Below are 14,514 nucleotides of genomic sequence, written 5' to 3' on the forward strand. Positions count from 1 at the left end.
CCCTGGCGGGCACCACAGACTATGACGTTGCGTTATTTTCAGGGTAGACAACCATATCATCCGGGGAGCCACTGATAATGGAACTTGGGGCTTGCTTTGCCCTCGGGACAGCACATCACGGCGGTCGGCCAATTTACTGCTTGCGCGGATGTCCCAGGCTTCAAACACGTCGTGTTGCGCGGATGTCCCAGGCTTCAAACACGTCGTGTTGCGCGGCTGCCCCAAGCTCCAAACACGTCGTGTTGTGCGGATATCCCAGGCTCCTGCATCCGCCGTGCAACCGCCTAAACCGAAAATCTGCAACCCTGGAAAAGAAAACGGTTCACCCGGTGTGAAGACAGTCACTTGCATTTCCCATCTATTGAAAGTATTCTATTTTTATGCGTCAGCGGTAAGCCGCCGGCCATCCTTATTTCGGCATGCCGGAAGGCGGATCGCCTCCGTATCGGCAGGTTAACGAAGCGCACCGCTGTCATACGGGACGGGTCCCGCCGGCGGACAGCGCCGAATCTTTTCTTATAGGAGGAACTTTTATGCAAAGCAAGCTCAGCTTCGACTATTCCAAGGCTGCACCTTTTGTCGCTCCGCATGAAATCGAGTATCTGGCCGGCGCGGTCCGCGTCGCCCATGAACAATTACATAACGGAACGGGAGCGGGCAGCGATTACCTGGGCTGGATCAACCTGCCGCTTTCCTATGACAAGGAAGAATTCGCCCGCATCAAGCAAGCGGCGAAGCGGATTCAGGAGGACTCCGACGTCCTGATCGTCATCGGCATCGGCGGCTCCTACCTGGGCGCACGCGCCGCAATCGAAATGCTGACCCACAGCTTCTACAACGTCCAATCGAAAGAAGAGCGCAAAACGCCGCAAATCTTCTTCGTTGGCAACAGCATCAGCTCGACCTATACGGCGCATCTGATCTCGCTGCTCGAAGGCAAGGATTTTTCCGTCAACGTCATTTCCAAATCCGGCACGACGACCGAACCGGCCATCGCCTTCCGCATTTTCCGCGAGCTGCTGGAGAAAAAGTACGGCAAAGAAGGAGCGGGCAAACGCATCTACGCCACTACCGACAAAGCGCGCGGCGCGCTCAAGAAGCTGGCCGACGCGGAAGGTTATGAAACCTTCGTCATTCCGGACGATGTAGGCGGCCGGTACTCCGTGCTGACGCCGGTCGGCCTGCTGCCGATCGCAACGGCCGGCATCGACATCGACGCCATGATGCAGGGCGCCGCGGACGCCACCATGGATTTCGCCAACCCGAACCTGGAGGACAACCTGAGCTACCAATACGCGGCCGTACGGAACGCGCTCTACCGCAAAGGCAAAACGACGGAGATTCTCGTGAACTATGAGCCGTCGCTGCACTTTGTCTCCGAATGGTGGAAGCAGCTCTTCGGCGAAAGCGAAGGCAAGGACCACAAAGGCATCTACCCGGCATCGGTCGATTTCTCCACCGATCTGCATTCCATGGGCCAATTTATCCAGGACGGCAGCCGCAACCTGTTTGAAACGGTTATTCAGGTGGAAACAGCGACGGAAGAAATCGTCATCGGCGAAGACGCCGAGGATCTGGACGGCTTGAACTTCCTGAGCGGCAAGACGATGGATTTTGTCAACAAAAAAGCGTTCCAGGGCACCATGCTCGCCCACACGGACGGAGGCGTGCCCAACCTGATCGTCACCATTCCGGACATGACGCCTTACACGTTCGGATACCTGGTTTACTTTTTCGAAAAAGCCTGCGGCGTGAGCGGCTACCTGATGGGCGTCAACCCGTTTGACCAGCCCGGCGTGGAAGCATACAAGGTAAACATGTTCGCCCTGCTCGGCAAACCGGGCTTCGAGAAGGAAAAAGAAGCGCTGGAAGCCCGTCTGAACGACTAAAACCTTTGCCATTGGAGGCGGCCGGGCCATTGCAGGACGGTCACCGGTCCCTCCAATGATTTTCATGTTGACTACGGAATCCCCTACAACCCAGATTACGCAAATGCGGCTCCTTTTCGTTGTTTTTTTTCGACAACAAAGGAGCCGTTTTGTTTCCGGGCAGCCCGCAATATGGCCTTATCCGTGCGAACGGCGGCCCGAGCACAGGAGAGGAAAGGAATGAGGGCATTGATGAAGCCGCTGACAACGGAAGAACGGGAATGGGTGGAGCGGACATTGGCGTCGCTGTCGTTGGAGGAGAAGATCGGACAAACGTGCCAAGAGCACGCGGCCCGCTTGCCGCTGCAGGAGTTTACCGAGGAAGCGATTCGCGCCTATTTGCGGGACAACCCGGCGGGAAGCTTTTTTATCGGGGGCGAGATCATTCGCGGGGCGGACAGCACGGCGGAATCCGTGCAGGAGAAAATCCGGCTGCTGCAAAAGGCCAGCCGCGTGCCTTTGCTAATCTCCGGGGACCTGGAGTACGGCGCGGGGGCGGCGGTTCGTTCGCTCACCATGTTCCCGAATATGATGGCCCTTGCGGCGGTGGACAGCGAGCCGCATGCCTACGCGCTCGGCAAATACACTGCGCTGGAGGGCCGGGCAGTCGGCTTCAACTGGGCGCTGGCCCCGCAAGCGGACATTTTGCTCAACTGGCTGAACCCTGTCGTCACGACCCGCTGTCTCGGCGACGACCCCGAGCGCGTCGCCCGTTTGTCCGCCGCCGTTATGCGCGGCATGCAGGAGCAGGGGCTGGCCGCCTGCGCGAAGCATTTTCCCGGGGACGGGGTGGACTTCCGCGACCAGCATATCGTGACCTCCGTTAACAGCCTTGACGAAACGGAGTGGCGGGAAACGTTTGGCCTTGTTTACCGCCAGCTGATCGAGCAGGGCGTGTGGAGCATCATGACGGGGCACATCGCCCTGCCGTGGCTGGAAGGGGAGACGGATAAGCCGGTTCCGGCCACCGTGTCCGCCGCGATATCGACGGAGCTTCTGCGCGGCGATCTCGGCTTCGACGGGGTGATTCTCTCGGATGCACTGGATATGGGCGGCTTCCTTGGATGGGCCGGCCGCGAGGAACGGCTGATCGCCTGCTTCAACGCGGGAACTGACGTGCTGCTCTGGCCTGGCGAAGGATATGGGGATTTGATGGCCCGGGCGCTTCGCGACGGCCGGATTTCGGAAGCGCGGCTTAACGAAAGCGTACGGCGGGTATTGGAATTGAAAGCCCGGCTGGGGCTGTGGCGGATCGACGAAACAGGCGAAGACCCGTCCGCGCGGCGGCTTGCGAACGGCAAGCTTCCCGACGATATGGCCCAGGCCGCCGGCCAAGCCAGCGCGGAAATTGCAAGCCGGAGCATTACCCTGGTCCGCAACCGCAAGGGGCTGCTGCCGCTCGATTCCGCCAAAACCCGCAAGGTGCTGGTCGTCCCGCTGAACAAAATCACCGACGACCGCGTTTACCCTCAGCTGGACGGCTTTATCGAGCGGCTGCGTGCAAAAGGGATCACGGTTGGGGTAGCCGATACGTTCGAGCCCTTGACGTCCGTCCGCGCCGTGGCGGAGCAAGACGAGTGGGACGCGCTTCTGGTGCCGTATCTGCTGCCGATGCACGGCTTGCTGAACACGGTGCGGCCGACCGGCGATTCGGCCAAGGGCATTTGGGCGCTCCAGCAGACGGAAGGGCTGCAGCCGATTTTCGTGTCGCTCGCGACGCCTTACCTGCTGAACGACATTCCGTTTGCCGACACCCTGGTCAACGCGTACTCGGCAAGCCCCGACACGCTGGACAATTTGACGGTCGCGTTGTTCGGGGAGATTCCGTTTGAAGGGAAATCCCCGGTGCGCGCCGAAGAACCGCTCCTGCGCCGGAAAGGATAGCGAAGGCCCGGGAGTCCGGTTCCCCTTCCGACCTTCCGGTGAAACCCAAAAATCCCGGTTATCCGCCTCCTGCGGACAACCGGGATTTTTTATAGATGCGTTAACGTGTACGAATCAGCCGGGTCAACTCGACGCGCTGCAGCTTCAAGCGCCATACCTCGTCCCATAATTCCTCGTGGCGTTTCGGATCGCTTGTTTCCCGGATCAGCCGGAACAGCGCCACCATCCGGCGGTTTATGTCGTCAAACAGCCCCCAGAGCTGTTCCAGGGTGCCGCTTTCGCCCGCATCCAAGCTGCAAAAAATATCGGGATGGCGAAGACGTTCCAGAATCGCTTGCTGCCAAGAAGTGTCGCCGATTTCTTTCGCGTAGTTGTAGAGGTCCAACTGGTCGTTGATCCAATCGGCGGAAGGCGCGGTGACGGCCATGGGAGTCAACTCCTTCTCCTTGGGATCGGGATTCCAAAGCTATACCGAGTATTATAAGGAGTTCTGCGGGTACGACAATAGGACTTTTGTACATTTTTTACAATTTTTCAGCGTTTGCTTGCTTCGGTCCCTCCGGATGCTCCCCCTGATTCCACAGCCGGCGCATCTCTTCGCTCGTGGCGAGCAGTTCCGTCAGGGTGCCTTCCGCTTCGACCTTGCCGTCGCGAAGCAGAATGATGTGGTCGGCGCGGTCCAACACGGCCCGCCGGTGGGAGACGACAAGGCAGGTGGCCTGTCGGCGGGCAAACAGCCGCTGCCAAAGCACCCGTTCCGTTTCGACGTCCAGCGCGCTGGACAGGTCGTCGAAGACGAACAGCTCCGGGTCGCGGACAAACATCCGCGCCGCCGCCGAACGCTGTGCCTGACCGCCGGAAAGCTTCACGCCGCGCGGCCCGATCTTCGTGTCGAGCCCGTCGTGCAGCGCTTCGATGTCCCGCTCCATGACGGCGGAGCGGACCGCTTCGTCCAGCTTGGCCGGGTCGTCCTCCAGGCCAAGCAGAATGTTGTTCCGCAGCGTATCACTGTAAAGACGCGGCGATTGGGGCGTGTACGCCGAACGGGGCGGCACGAAGAAGCTGCCGGGGTCCTCGACGGTTCGGCCGTTCCAGCGGATTTCTCCGCGGGAAAGGGGCAGAAGCCCGAGGAGCGCACGCACCAGCGTGGTTTTGCCGGAGCCGATGCGGCCCGTAACAACCGTAAAGGAATTTTTCGGGAGCCGCAGGCTGACGCCTTCCACGCCCCGGCCCGATCCCGCATAGAGGGAGGTCAAATCCGACACTTCCAGCAGTTCAAGCGGCTCAAAGGGCTCGCGGCCGGGATCGGCTGGCCCGGAAGCCGGGACCCGGAGGACCGGCCGGCTCTTCTGCGCCGCGGCGTCCTCCCGGACGGGAGCATTCGAGACCGCCGCGGTTGCTGCAACCGCCCCGGAAGCCGCAGCTGCCGCCGTTTTGGCGGACGGCTCATCCGGCTCGCCCTTGAGGTGCAGCGAATGAAATTCGGTGAGCCGCGAAGCGGGAGCGCCCTGCAGCAGGCCGATCATCCGGTCCTTGGAGACGTCGGCTTGTTTGTAATAGGTGATAAATTTGCCGACGTTCTGGATCAGTTGGGTAACAAAGGTCAGGTAATAAACAAAAAGCGAGAAGTCGCCGACCGTAAACTCTCCCGAGCGCATGGAGCCGGCGGCCAGGATGAGCACAAGGCCAGTGCCCAGGTTGACGGTGTTGGAATAAACCGTCTCAAAGAATTGGGTCAGCACCTTGTCCTTCAGCATCGATTTACGCCGCCGGTCGTTCAGCGTCCGGAACCGGTCCATGACGCGGTCTTCCGCGCCGGCGACCTGAATCGCCTGCACCGAGCCGAACATTTCGCTGATCGCTTCCGTCACCTTGGCCGTGTCGTTGCGGCTGGCGGCCCGGTATTTTTGCAGGAGGCCGGTCGAAAATTGCGCGATGGTGACGACGACAACGAGCGGTACGAACACCCACAGCGTCAGCTGCGCGTCGATGCCGGTCAGAATCCAGGCGGAAATAGCCGCGAAGGCGGTCATCCCCAGCAGGTCGACCGACCAGCTGATTGCCTCCTCGACCTGGTCGACGTCATCGCGGAAGGTGCTGATCGCTTCGCCGGGAGAGCCCGGTATGGCGCGCGCGCCCGGCTGGCGCAGCACATGGCGCAGCAGGTTGTGGCGCAAGAGATTCGCGGCCCGGAACCGGTAGTGGACGTCCGTCGTGAACCCCGCGACGATCATCACGCAGCGCGCCAGCACTACGGCGACCAGAAGACCGGCCACCGAGGAGACGCCGAAGCCGAATGCGGCGTCCCCCGTCAGCACGTCGAAGAAGAGCTTGGTGACCAGGCCGGGCAAAATCGGCGCCAGATGAATCATCGTCCAGGCAAGGGCGTTGGCGATGTATAAAGCCGGGCTGTAGCGGTACAGCCGCCAAAGTAATTTAAACGTGCTCATTTTAGGCCAAATCCTCCATTCCGGTCGCGAGTATGCGGCTGAAGCGGGAGCCGGGATCGGCGGCCAGCTCGCTGCGGCGGCCGTGTTCGGCGATGCGGCCGCCGTCCAGGATCAGAATGTCGTCTACCCGGCGAATCGTGGCGAGCCGGTGGGCGATGACGATGCAGGTCCGGTCTTTGACCAGCCGGTCGATGGCGCGGACGATTTTGCCCTCCGAGGCGGGGTCCAGCTTGGAGGAGGCTTCGTCCAGAATGACCACGCCGGGATCGGCCAGGAAGACGCGGGCGAAAGCCAGCAGCTGGGCTTCGCCGGCCGACAGTCCGCCGCCCCCGGACTCCAGCGGGGTTTGCAGCCCGAGCGGCAGCGAGCGCAGCCATTCGCCCATCCCGAGCTCCTCCAGTATTTCTTCCATTTTCCGGTCGTCTACCGACTCGTCATAAAAGGTCAGGTTTTCTTTAACGGTGCCCTGGAAAAGCTCGATTTGCTGGGTCACCAGGCCGACATGGCGGCGCAGGTCGTGCAGCTTGAAATCGCGCAAATCCCGGCCCTCCAAGGTAATCGCGCCGGTCTGCGGATCGTGAAAGCGCAGCAGCAGGCGGGCGAGCGTCGTCTTGCCGCTGCCCGTCCGGCCCAGCAGGCCGAGCGAGCGTCCGCGGCCGAGCTCGAAGTCGATGCCGCTCAGGGTTGCGCGGTCTTCCTCATAGCCGAAATGCAGGCCGTGAAACCGCACCCCGAGCGGACCGTGCGGAGCGGCTGCCCCCGGCCCGTCTTTCACCGCGGATTCGGTGGCGAGCAGCTCGCTGATGCGCACGATGCTGGCGTCCGCTTTTTGCAATTCATCGAGCTGGGTGCGGATTTGCTCGATCGGTTTGGCGAGCAGCTCGGTGTAATAAACGATCATATAAACGGTCCCGATGGTCATCGCGCCGGCTTTCCACAGCTGCGCGCTTGCCAGAAGGGCGGCGGCGGTGCCGAGCGCAAACACGATCAGCGTCGTGATCCACATCGCCCCGTAGCCCATAAAGGCGCGGTGCCGGATCGGCAGCCAGCGCCGGAGCAGCGAACGGAAGCGCCGCATGACAAAGCCGGTCGCCCCGTTGGCGCGGGTGTCTTCGGTGCCTTCCAGATGCTCGCCGAGAAACCCGTAAAATTCGGCGCTGATCTGCCGCATTTTCACCCAGAGCGGGGAAACCCACTGCCGGACCTTCTGGATGGCCCAGATCGCGGCAACCACGAAGACGAGCATAACCAGGCCGATCTGCCAGCCTTCGAGAAACAGCAGGGTCAAAATGCCGAATACCAGCACCAGGTTGCTGAGGAGCGTGACGCTGAGCGTGGAGAAAAACGCCGAAAGGGCGTTGATGTCTCCGTCCACGCGTTCGATCAGCGAGCCGGAGGAGTGGTTTTTGTGAAAGGACGGGTCCAGCCGCAGGCAGTGATCCGCGACGTCGACCCGCAGCCGGTTGGTGGCTGTCCAGCCGACGTTTTCGCTTATGTACGTGACTGCCAGCACGATCAGCTGCTGCAGCAGGGAAACCCCGATAAACAAGCCGGCGGCGTAATAGAGGCCCCGGGTTTCGGCTCCCGCCTGCGCGGAGTCGATGAAATAACGGATGATTTGCGGGTTGATCAGCTGCATGGCGATGGACGCGAGCAGCAGGCCCGACAGCAGGAGCACGCTTTTCCACTGGGGCCGGAGGTAGCCGGCGAGGAGCTCCCCGTACTTGCGGAGCGGGATGTTGATGCGTTTCATGGTGGGGAAATGTCCTTTCTTAAAAAAGGGATAAAAAAGAAAAAGCGGAAACACATGTTCCCTGTCTTCCTACTTTAGAGGAAAAAAGAGGCTCCGTCAACCGGAGACCTCCATTACAATAATTTGTTCCGGCACGCCCGCGTTTTGCGCGGTTTCAGGCCCCCGTGCTACAATTGAGCCAATCTTATTGGTTGGGAGAGAAGTCGCCGATGCTGGAAGCCTACCGCACCGTAAGCCGGCCCGGCTCCGCCGAGGTCGTCATCCGCAAATCGCGTTTTATCGGGCACGCCCGCCCGGTGGAAAGCGAAGAGGAGGCGGTGCGCTTCATTGCCGAAATCAAAAAAGAACATCATGCCGCCACGCACAACTGCTCCGCCTATATCATCGGAGAACGGGACGAATGCCAGAAGGCGTCCGACGACGGCGAACCGAGCGGCACCGCGGGCAAGCCGATTCTGGAGGTCATCAAGAACCGCGGCCTGAAAAACACGGCGGTCGTCGTCACCCGCTACTTCGGCGGCATCCTGCTGGGCGCGGGCGGCCTGATCCGCGCATACACGGACGGCGCGGTGATCGGAATCGACGCGGCCGCCCCGGTGAACCGCGTGCTGCACCGGGACGTGCGGCTGGAAATCGACTACACCTGGCTCGGCAAGGTAGAGAACGAGCTGCGGAACCGGGGCGTGCGGATGGGCGAAACGGAATTTACCGACAAGGTTGTGCTGCATTGCCTGCCTCCGCAGCCGGAAGCGGAAGCGTTCGCCGCCTGGCTGACCGATCTGACCAACGGCCAGGGCGGCGTTTCGCTCGGCGAGGCGCAATACGTGGACATGCTGCTCGAACCTTAGGATGGAATGAAGGGGCGCATCCCGGCTCACTCGAAAAGAACCGTCTGCCGCGGCGCATGCCCTTCCTCGCCTTCGCCAAGCAGGGCGATCAGCTCCTTGGCGTTGTCCGTCGCGTCGCCGCCCGAATTGTTGTTCAGCACGACATAAACGTTCTCGGACTGCCGTTCGAGCGCGCGCAGCCGCTCGACCCACTCCCGGAGCTCCTCCGTGCTGTACCGGTACAGGTAGCGGTGCTGGCGCCAGTCCGGCCGGCCGTTCTGATGCCAGGCCGATGCATTGCGGCCGTGCAGGCGGACGCAGGTCGCTTTGGGGTCAGTGGCTTCGGCCACGATCGGAACCGAGCCGACGCCGGCCTGCGGCTCGTCCGCTACGGCGTGAATCCAGCCTTCCTCCCGCATGAAGGCGAGCGTTTTGTCCTGCATGCCGTCCTCGAACCAGGTGCGGTTGCGGAATTCGAGCGCGCAGGGGAGCCCGTCCATGAGCGCCCGGGCGCGGCGCAAGGTCCGGGCGCTCTCGCGGACGCATTCAAACCACGGCGGGTATTGAAAGAGCACCATCAAGAGCTTGTCCGCCTCGACAAGAGGCTGCACCGATTCGCGAAAGGCCGCGAACATCGCCTCCTCCGAGTCGAAGTAGGCCTTGCCGTCCCGCTGGTGGCCGGTCATGCCCTGGTATGCCTTGACGATAAAACCGAAGCCGGGCGGCGTTTCGCCGGCCCACTTGGCGAAATTGCGCACGGGCTGCACGGCGTAAAACGAGCTGTCGATCTCGACGATCGGAAAATGCTCGCTGTAGGTGCGCAGCCGCTCCGCCGGCTTGATTTTGCCGTAAAGCTCCTCGTGGTCCCCGAAGCCCGTCAGGCCGACGCGGATCACGGGTCAGCCCTCCAGCAGCTTCAGCGTGAAGCTGCGTTCGCGCGGGCCGTCGAACTCGCAGAAGTAGACGCCCTGCCAGCGGCCGAGCGCCAGGGCCCCCCCGGTGACGGGGACGGTTTGGGAGGAGCCGGTCAGAATCGCTTTCAAATGGGAGGCGCTGTTGCCTTCGGCATGCCGGTATTTGGGGTGCGTCCACGGAAACACCTCGTCGAGCCGCATCAGCACGTCGCGCTTGACGTCGGGATCGGCGTTTTCGTTGATGGCGATGCCGGCCGTCGTATGCGGGCAGTAAACCACGGCCAGCCCCTCCTGGATGCCCGACTCGCGCACGGCGGCGGCGATTTTGCCGGTGATGTCGCAGATTTCGTCCCGTTCGGACGTACGCAGGGTAAACGATTTGAGCATGGCGTTTCCTCCTCGGCGAACAAGTTAATGGAATCAGTATAACGAGAGAAGCGAAACTTTCAAAACGGGGTCCGGCAAAAGGTTTCTCTATTACTTAAACGAGCGAAAGGGTGAATGCGTTGGATTTGTCGCAGAAAACGAAGGAAAATGTTGCCTATATGATCGAAGCGATCAAAACCAAGCTGCGCGTGGCTTCCGGCGCGGCGATCCGGCCCGAGCATTTTGACGGGGAGCAGTACGAGGAGCTTCTGGAAATATACGAGCACGTCAACGGCAAAGAGACGTTCAGCGTCAGCGAGATCGACGCCATCGTGCAGGAGCTTGGCCGGCTGCGGAAGTAAGGATGAACACTAAGGACTGGAAAAGCGAAGGAACGCGCCGGCGCCGGCTGACGGCGGGCGCGTTTTTTTGCGGGGCGCCGGGCTTCGAAGCGGGTAAGTATCCGGTAAAAGGAACCTGTCCGGGTTCCGCGCAAAGGAGGAATGGGAATGCGAATGAAGGCGACGGCCGGGCTGGCCGTTCTGCTCGCCGCCGCTCTTGCCGCTTGCGGCGCCGGCGAAAATCCGGGAGCGGGCGGTCCGGCGGGCACGGGAGCCGGAACCGGGGAGACTGCGGCGCCGCCGGATGGCTCCGCCGTACCGGAAGGAACACCGGCGGCGGGAGCGGGCGGCTCCGCCGCGCCGGAAGGAACGCCGGCGTCCGGTGCGGGGGGCGTTTCGCCCGGCGGCGCGGGGGAGGAAAGCGGCTTTCCTTATGCGGTGGACACGCTGGCGGAGAACCTGGATGTTCCGTGGGATATCGCCGCGGTGGAGGACGGGCGGCTCTTTTTTACGGAGCGCCCGGGTTTGCTGCGGGTCATCGCGGACGGGCGGGTGCTGCCCGAGCCTGCGCTGACGCTGGCGGACGATGTGCTGGACGAGGGAGAGGGCGGGCTGCTCGGCCTTGCGGCGGATCCCCGTTTTGCCGAAAACGGCTATTTGTACGTTTACCACACTTATGAGTCGGACGGCGAGGTGCGGAACCGGGTGCTGCGGCTGAAGGAAGCCGATAACCGGGCCGCGGTGGACAAGGTGCTGCTGGAGGACATCCCCGGCGCGTCCAATCACAACGGCGGCCGGGTCCGGTTCGGGCCGGACGGCATGCTGTACATCACGACGGGCGACCGCTACGAGCCGGCGCTGGCGCAGAACCCGGACAGCCTGGGCGGCAAAATCCTGCGCATCCGTCCGGACGGCGGCATTCCGGAGGACAACCCCGACCCGGCCTCGCCGGTTTACAGTCTCGGGCACCGGAACGCCCAAGGCCTCGCCTGGCATCCCGAGACGGATGAGCTCTACGCCACCGAGCACGGCCAATCGGCGCACGATGAAATCAACCGCGTCGAAGCGGGGGAGAACTACGGCTGGCCGGATTTTGAGGGAGACGAGACGGGGGACGCCGGAGGCGCGGCAATAGTGCCGCCGGTTCTGCACAGCGGGGACGAAACCTGGGCGCCCTCCGGCGCCGCGCTCGTCACCCAGGGGCCGTGGCGGGGCGTTCTGCTTGCCGGTGCACTGCGCGGCGAAGCCTTGCTGAAGGTGGAGTTACCGGCGGAAGAAGGGCAGGAAGCGCCAAAGGTGGAGCTCCTCTTCGAGGACGAGTGGGGGCGGATCCGCGGCGTCACGGAAGGGCCGGACGGCACGCTTTATGTGCTGACGAGCAATGGGGACGGCCGGGGAGACAAGCGGTCCGGCGACGACAAAATTCTGCGCCTCCTGCCTCGGCTGTAAATCCGGAAGCAGGCTCGCTTGCCGGGAAACAAAACGCGGACGAACCGCACGGGAAGAGCTCCCTTCGGTTTCGTCCGCGTTTTTCGGTTGGTGCCGGCATTCTGCATCGGCACGACGACAACGGCTTGGTGCGGAGCAGGGCCTTATAACTGGCAACCGAGTGCAGGCAGCCGAATGCGCGAGTTGCGCCTTAACTTCGGCAACCGGTGCCATAAGCCGGTGCGTGAGCAGGGCTTGCATTTAGCAACCGAGTGCCCGGGACGATTGCGAAAGCAAGACCGGATCGGCAAAGGGAAGCCGGGAGGTTGCGTTTATGCTGCTCTCCGTGCAGGTCGTGTACCTATCGCCTTTTTCCCGATGCGTTCGTGTGCGCCCAAACGTGCGGAATGCACCTGCCGGGCCGCGTCACCCGCTACGCCACCGGCGTGCCGTTCGGCACGCGTTCGTCCGGGCGCAGCAGGACTACGTCCTTCTCGCCCGGGATTCCGCCCAGCACCAAAACCTCCGATGCAAAGCCGGCGATTCGCCGGGGCGGAAAGTTGATCACCGCCACGATTTGGCGGCCGACCAATTCTTCGGGCTGATACCGAAGCGTGATCTGCGCGCTGGAGCGTTTGATGCCTTCCGGTCCGAAGTCGATCGTCAGCTTAATAGCCGGAATCCGGGCTTCAGGAAAAGGCTCCGCGGCGAGAATCGTACCGATGCGCAAATCCAGCTTCATAAAATCTTCAATCGTAGCCATCTGCTCCTCCTGTGAAGCGCTTCGCCTTTGACCGCCGCATTTGTGGTTGCCGTAGGCCTGAGGCGGCGGGAGGGGACGCGGTTTGGTTTTGTCCAGTTTACGCGTCCTCCTGCCGGGGATCAAGGGAAAGCTTCAGTATACCGGCGCTTTCCGTTTTTCCGCCGGGCGGCAGCATCAGGAGCCGCTTCATCAGCCGCCGCGCCCCGCGGCGGATCAGCTCCTCCGTTCGCAAAAGCATACCCGCCAGCTGGTCGCGGTCGGGGCGGCGGCCAAGCAGACGGTCGTAGCGTCTGACGCGGGACGGCAGCCGTCCGCGCGAACGGGGCCGCCTGCCCGCGGCGGCGGGCAGATGAAGCCGGAGCGGGTCGTCCCGCCGTGCCAAAAAGCACACGGCGCTCAGCAGCAGCTCGGAAGGAAAGTCGTAGCCGCACTGGCGGCGCGCCATGCCGAGCAGCTCGTCCTCGTCGGCCCCGCAGACGCCGGGCGGCTCGCCTTTTTCCAGCCAGCAGCAGGCCGTGCACAGGAAATGTACGGCATCTGCCGCGCATACAAGCGCTTCTTCTTCCAAGCCGAGCGAATGCAGGTTCAGCGCCTGCTCGATCGTGCGTTGGGCGTGGAGAGACCAATCGCGGATCAGCCGCCAAACGGCAAGATTTTGACTTGGGTTCATGCCGTTTTGCCGCCTCCGGGGAAAAGAAAGAAGGGAAACAGAAGATTAAGTCGGGACATGGACAAGCTCCTTTGCCGGACATTTCCTCCATTATACTTCTCTTATTAAGATTTATAAATACTAATTTATAAATTATACGATTTAATTACCTATTTTTACTGTTTGTTAACTTCTCTACACTTTCCCTATAATGGGGTGTAGACATGGACAAAGAGATTCTCAAGCAAGTGGGGCACCGGATCAAGGATTTGCGGAAGGAACGCGGCTTGTCGCAGGAAGCGCTGGGCGAACGCGGAGGCTTCCATTACTCTTATATCGGACAGATCGAGCGGGGCGAGAAAAACATCTCCCTCCTCAACCTGATCAAAATCGCGCGGGCGCTGGAGGTTAGCGTGGTGCAGCTGTTTGCTTATCTTGAGGACGAAGAGAATTTCACGGAATCGGAGGCCGATTTGCAGGAGATCGTGAAGGCGCTGAGAGCCAAAAAGCCGTCTCAGGTGCGGCTGGCCCGCAACATCGTCCGGGAAATCGTGAACGACGCGTACGACGTCTGACGGGTTGCGGCTTTCCTCGCTGTGCGTTCGTGGAGGCATGTTCTTTTTCTGCTTTCGGGAGCAGCATCCTACATAAGCAGTTCATTTCTAAATATAAGCGAAAAATGATCAGCCGGATAAAAGAAAAACGATCAGACAGACGGATCACGTAAGGTTACATGCGGCTGAGCGTTTGAGGCGTTCGAGGCGTTTGAGGCGTTTGCCGATCACCGGGATTTCGGGCACGGGTGCAACGATTTTTGTTGCGCCTTTTTTCTTTTGGGCGGCGGGGCAGTGCTGCGCTGTGCGAGCGGCGGGGCAGTGCAGCGCTGTGCGAGTAAGGCTGTTGGTGGCGTACCCAGGTTTGGGCTATTGGTGCGGCCCTCCCGGTATTGTAACAACCGAGTTTGATGCGGGCGAACGGTTCACCCCTTCGGACGGCTTACGATTTGCTCTAACGGTTGCCACAGCGGCTGTTTGCCCTAAAAAGAGGGTTTGTAAATTGTAACGGTTGCCACAGCGCTTATTTTTGATTTTTGGCCTTGTTTCCGTCCATTTTTCCCGAAATAGGCTCTGTGGCAACCGTTAGAAAAAAAACCAGGCCGTTTTAGCGCGAATAAGCGCTGTGGCAACCGTTAGCCACCCATGCCCTGGCGG

13 protein-coding genes are annotated in these 14,514 nt (G+C 61.5%); 6 read left to right on the forward strand and 7 right to left on the reverse strand.

What is annotated here, in order from left to right:
* The first annotated feature begins 533 nt into the window (after nt 1–533).
* Both AC6I6H_RS21835 and AC6I6H_RS21840 read left to right on the forward strand, forming a co-directional pair.
* Entirely contained in the window at nt 534–1,889 is a 1,356-nt protein-coding gene (locus AC6I6H_RS21835) for a glucose-6-phosphate isomerase (RefSeq protein WP_497956626.1), read from the forward strand.
* A gap of 219 nt (nt 1,890–2,108) precedes the next feature.
* Nucleotides 2,109–3,812 carry a glycoside hydrolase family 3 protein gene (locus tag AC6I6H_RS21840; protein ID WP_497956628.1) on the forward strand — a complete coding sequence of 568 codons (1,704 nt, stop codon included), beginning with the start codon at nt 2,109–2,111 and terminating at the stop codon, nt 3,810–3,812.
* Between the two features lie 100 nt (nt 3,813–3,912).
* Here AC6I6H_RS21840 and AC6I6H_RS21845 read toward each other — a convergent pair whose 3' ends face one another.
* The 3 genes from AC6I6H_RS21845 to AC6I6H_RS21855 all read right to left on the reverse strand — a co-directional run bounded on the left by AC6I6H_RS21845 (nt 3,913) and on the right by AC6I6H_RS21855 (nt 8,015).
* Nucleotides 3,913–4,239 (reverse strand): hypothetical protein, encoded by a 327-nt coding sequence (locus tag AC6I6H_RS21845; protein ID WP_497956631.1) that lies wholly within the window; start codon nt 4,237–4,239, stop codon nt 3,913–3,915.
* A 97-nt stretch (nt 4,240–4,336) separates the two neighbouring features.
* A complete protein-coding gene (locus AC6I6H_RS21850) occupies nt 4,337–6,262 on the reverse strand; it encodes an ABC transporter ATP-binding protein (protein ID WP_497956633.1) in 1,926 nt (641 codons plus the stop codon).
* Between the two features lies 1 nt (nt 6,263).
* The gene (locus tag AC6I6H_RS21855) at nt 6,264–8,015 is read right to left on the reverse strand and encodes an ABC transporter ATP-binding protein (RefSeq protein WP_497956635.1); all 1,752 of its coding nucleotides are present in this window, start codon (nt 8,013–8,015) and stop codon (nt 6,264–6,266) included.
* Between the two features lie 209 nt (nt 8,016–8,224).
* Here AC6I6H_RS21855 and AC6I6H_RS21860 point away from each other — a divergent pair, with 209 nt between their 5' ends.
* Complete coding sequence (locus AC6I6H_RS21860; RefSeq protein WP_497956636.1) at nt 8,225–8,863, forward strand: YigZ family protein; 639 nt, start codon at nt 8,225–8,227, stop codon at nt 8,861–8,863.
* 26 nt (nt 8,864–8,889) lie between these two features.
* On the opposite strand, the gene AC6I6H_RS21865 is transcribed toward AC6I6H_RS21860, so the two are convergent.
* Nucleotides 8,890–9,738, reverse strand: coding sequence for a DUF72 domain-containing protein (locus AC6I6H_RS21865; protein WP_497956638.1), 849 nt, complete (start codon nt 9,736–9,738; stop codon nt 8,890–8,892).
* 3 nt (nt 9,739–9,741) lie between these two features.
* Complete coding sequence (locus AC6I6H_RS21870; protein WP_497956639.1) at nt 9,742–10,143, reverse strand: secondary thiamine-phosphate synthase enzyme YjbQ; 402 nt, start codon at nt 10,141–10,143, stop codon at nt 9,742–9,744.
* Between the two features lie 119 nt (nt 10,144–10,262).
* Here AC6I6H_RS21870 and AC6I6H_RS21875 point away from each other — a divergent pair, with 119 nt between their 5' ends.
* Both AC6I6H_RS21875 and AC6I6H_RS21880 read left to right on the forward strand, forming a co-directional pair.
* Nucleotides 10,263–10,484 carry a DUF1128 domain-containing protein gene (locus tag AC6I6H_RS21875; RefSeq protein WP_497956641.1) on the forward strand — a complete coding sequence of 74 codons (222 nt, stop codon included), beginning with the start codon at nt 10,263–10,265 and terminating at the stop codon, nt 10,482–10,484.
* Between the two features lie 147 nt (nt 10,485–10,631).
* Nucleotides 10,632–11,912: a PQQ-dependent sugar dehydrogenase gene (locus tag AC6I6H_RS21880; protein ID WP_497956642.1), complete on the forward strand. Its 1,281-nt coding sequence runs from the start codon at nt 10,632–10,634 to the stop codon at nt 11,910–11,912.
* A 412-nt stretch (nt 11,913–12,324) separates the two neighbouring features.
* Here the strand turns inward: AC6I6H_RS21880 and csaA are convergent, their stop codons facing one another.
* Both csaA and AC6I6H_RS21890 read right to left on the reverse strand, forming a co-directional pair.
* The gene (gene csaA, locus AC6I6H_RS21885) at nt 12,325–12,654 is read right to left on the reverse strand and encodes a chaperone CsaA (protein ID WP_497956646.1); all 330 of its coding nucleotides are present in this window, start codon (nt 12,652–12,654) and stop codon (nt 12,325–12,327) included.
* 97 nt (nt 12,655–12,751) lie between these two features.
* A complete protein-coding gene (locus AC6I6H_RS21890) occupies nt 12,752–13,324 on the reverse strand; it encodes a hypothetical protein (RefSeq protein WP_497956650.1) in 573 nt (190 codons plus the stop codon).
* Nucleotides 13,325–13,527: 203 nt separating this feature from the next.
* On the opposite strand from AC6I6H_RS21890, the gene AC6I6H_RS21895 reads away from it, so the two are divergent.
* On the forward strand, nt 13,528–13,878 hold the full coding sequence (locus tag AC6I6H_RS21895) for a helix-turn-helix domain-containing protein (RefSeq protein WP_497956651.1): 351 nt from the start codon (nt 13,528–13,530) through the stop codon (nt 13,876–13,878).
* Nucleotides 13,879–14,514 lie beyond the last annotated feature (636 nt).

This window comes from Gorillibacterium sp. sgz306347 (assembly GCF_059735245.1).